Source organism: Archangium sp. (assembly GCF_036388035.1).
Lineage (GTDB): Bacteria > Myxococcota > Myxococcia > Myxococcales > Myxococcaceae > Archangium.
In genome coordinates this window covers 1-2373 of the sequence record NZ_DASVSO010000950.1, presented here as the reverse complement: position 1 = coordinate 2373, position 2373 = coordinate 1, and the positions used below count along the sequence as shown (strand labels likewise).

Here is a 2373-nt window from a genome sequence, read left to right as displayed (position 1 = left end):
CGCGCAACCGGGGTGGCCACGGCGCCGCGCGCGAATTGGTGGAGCTGTGCTTGAAGGCATCGGGACGGTGGGAAGCCACCGTTCAACACATGCGGGACCCCGATGCCCTACAAGCTGTCAAGTTGTGAAATCAAAGAATTTTCGCTTCCCGCTTAGGTGTCTTATCCTATGAAGGCCGGAAGCCAGCGAGCAGAGTGAGGGGAGTTCGATGACGGATCAGCTCTACACGACCCACGACATCAGCCGATTGCTCCAGGTGGACCCGTCCACCGTGAGCAAGTGGATCGACCGCGGCATCCTGATGGCGTTCCGGACGCCGGGGGGACACCGGCGCGTGCGCTCGGCGGACCTGCGGACGTTCCTCATCACCCACCAGATGCCGGTGCCCGAGGAGCTGGGTAGCAGCACCGTGCGCCTGCTGGTGGTGGATGACGAGCGGCAGGTGCTCGATGCCATCAAGCGTGCCTTCAAGCCCTACGCCAATCAGGTGGAGTTGCAGACGACCACCAGCGGCGTCGAGGCGCTCCTGCTCGTGAGCGAGCAGAAGCCGCACGGCATGCTCATCGACCTGAACATGCCGGACATCGACGGCATCGAGGTGTGCCGCCGCATCCGCGCCCGCAAGCAGATGGAGGGCGTGCGGCTCATCACCATGACGTCCGCCCACTCGCCCGAGGTGGTGGAGAGCTCCAAGCAGGCCGGCGCCGTGGCGTGCCTGCCCAAGCCGCTGGACGTGCAGCAGGTGCTGGACCTGTTCCGCGTGCCGCTGGCGCTCGGGGCGGCTCCCGCCGTCAAGCGCTAGCGCGCCGGGACGACGAGAGCGGCGAGGCGTCTCCACGGGGCCCACTTCCGGGCCCCGGGTGAAGGCGTGTCGCCGCGCGTGTCCTCGCAGGTCGCCCCAAAGGCAACGGGACGAGCCCCCCACGTGAGGAGCCCGTCCCGTCCGGTGCGACGTGTCACCGCTCAGCTATTGACCTTCACCTCGACGACGCGCGGGCGGGACTCTTCGCGGCGCGGCACCGTCAGGGTGAGCACGCCATTGTCGTAGCGGGCCTCCACCTTGGACGCGTCCACCGTGCGCGGCAGCACGAAGGAGCGGGCGTACACGCCGAAGCTGCGCTCCAGCCTGCGCGCGCCCTCCTTGTCCGTGCGCTCCACCTTGCGCTCGGACTTGAGGGTGAGGGTGTCGTTCTCCACCTTCACCTCGATGGCCTTCGGGTCATGCCCCGGCAGGTCCACCAGCAGGGTGATGCCCTCGGCCGTCTCGTAGATGTCCGCGGCCGGAACGAGCTCGCGCGAGCCACCCTGGCGCACGCCCAGCTCCCGGAAGAGCTGGTCGAACTCCCTCGCCATCAGGGGGCCCAGCGCCACGGCACCATTGCTCATCTCGAACGGGTTCCAACGGTTCTGCATGGTCGTCTCCTGTTCGCGTCGCACTCCTCGCGGAGCAGCGGCGCGCTGGTTGAGTTGAAACAAGTGGGTTGTCCGCCGCGCCGCGCCCTCTCTCTCCGGGGCCCGGCGCCTCTCACAGCTTCAAGAGAACCATGCTTCGGGACGTGTCAAGGCGACCCTGTCGCGGGCCATTCCGGGCTGGCTCAGTCGTCCTCGCGCCCCAGGGAGACGGCGACGTCCTCCCCCTCGCGGGAGACGTGCACCACCCACGGTCGGCAGCACACCGGGCAGTCTTCCACGTACCGCTCCGAGGGCGGCCCCACGGGGTCCACCGTCACCTCCACCTCCTCGCCGCAGTAGGGGCAGAGCTGCGCCTGCTCGTCCGCGAAGGGCTGCATCAGGACTCTCCTCCCCGCTCGGCGGCCAGCCAGGCGAGCAGGGGCCGCTCGTCCGCCTCGCCCTCCCGCCACCGCACCACCCGGGGGCACAGGCCCCCCACGTCCATGCCCTCACAGCCGGGCGGAAGCTGCTCGAGCCGCTCCAGGGCGCGGGAGAAGAGTGTCCACGCGCCCCGGGCGTTGCCCGCGTCCCGCTTCAGCCAGCCCGCGGCCACGAGGATGAGGCCCTGGAGGAGCAGCCGGCGCGCGCCGCGCTCGTGCAACCACGCCTCTTCCCAGGCTTCGTGCGCCTCGAAGAAGCGCCCGGAGTTGAAAAGCGCCACCCCTTCGGCCAGGCAGGTCTCGAATCCACGTGGCATCGAACGCGACTCCAGGCTCCTTCCTTCGTAGACTGGCGACCATGGCCGCACCTCGCAACCGTATTGGAGAAGTCCTCGTCAAGGCCCGCATCATCGATGAGATGCAGCTGCGCAGCGCGCTGGCCCAGCACGACCAGTGGGGCGGGCGCCTGACGCGCATCATCAGCGACATGGGCATCGTCACCGAGGACGCCATGACCCAGGCCATCAGCCAGGGCATGGGT

The 2373-nt window shown here is 68.9% G+C and carries 4 protein-coding genes and 1 pseudogene; 2 read left to right on the top strand and 3 right to left on the bottom strand.

Annotated features, from left to right (window positions below):
- Window positions 1-208: 208 nt before the first annotated feature.
- Window positions 209-802: a response regulator gene (locus VF697_RS39425; protein ID WP_331103335.1), complete on the top strand. Its 594-nt coding sequence runs from the start codon at window positions 209-211 to the stop codon at window positions 800-802.
- Between the two features lie 161 nt (window positions 803-963).
- On the opposite strand, the gene VF697_RS39420 is transcribed toward VF697_RS39425, so the two are convergent.
- The 3 genes from VF697_RS39420 to VF697_RS39410 all read right to left on the bottom strand — a co-directional run bounded on the left by VF697_RS39420 (window position 964) and on the right by VF697_RS39410 (window position 2149).
- On the bottom strand, window positions 964-1413 hold the full coding sequence (locus VF697_RS39420) for an Hsp20/alpha crystallin family protein (protein ID WP_331103332.1): 450 nt from the start codon (window positions 1411-1413) through the stop codon (window positions 964-966).
- Between the two features lie 182 nt (window positions 1414-1595).
- A complete protein-coding gene (locus tag VF697_RS39415; RefSeq protein WP_331103330.1) occupies window positions 1596-1790 on the bottom strand; it encodes a CPXCG motif-containing cysteine-rich protein in 195 nt (64 codons plus the stop codon).
- Window positions 1790-2149, bottom strand: a complete 360-nt coding sequence (locus VF697_RS39410) for a DUF309 domain-containing protein (RefSeq protein ID WP_331103328.1) — start codon at window positions 2147-2149, stop codon at window positions 1790-1792. Before VF697_RS39410 ends, VF697_RS39415 begins: the two co-directional genes overlap by 1 nt.
- A 41-nt stretch (window positions 2150-2190) precedes the next feature.
- Between VF697_RS39410 and VF697_RS39405 the strand changes: the two are divergent.
- A pseudogene (locus tag VF697_RS39405) lies at window positions 2191-2373 on the top strand (hypothetical protein); the annotation flags it as partial.

Bases quoted from the DNA above. Each gene is read 5' to 3' on its own strand.
- VF697_RS39425 (WP_331103335.1), top strand. From the start codon at position 209: ATGACGGATCAGCTCTACACGACCCACGACATCAGCCGATTGCTCCAG.
- VF697_RS39420 (WP_331103332.1), bottom strand. From the start codon at position 1,413: ATGCAGAACCGTTGGAACCCGTTCGAGATGAGCAATGGTGCCGTGGCG.
- VF697_RS39415 (WP_331103330.1), bottom strand. From the start codon at position 1,790: ATGCAGCCCTTCGCGGACGAGCAGGCGCAGCTCTGCCCCTACTGCGGC.
- VF697_RS39410 (WP_331103328.1), bottom strand. From the start codon at position 2,149: ATGCCACGTGGATTCGAGACCTGCCTGGCCGAAGGGGTGGCGCTTTTC.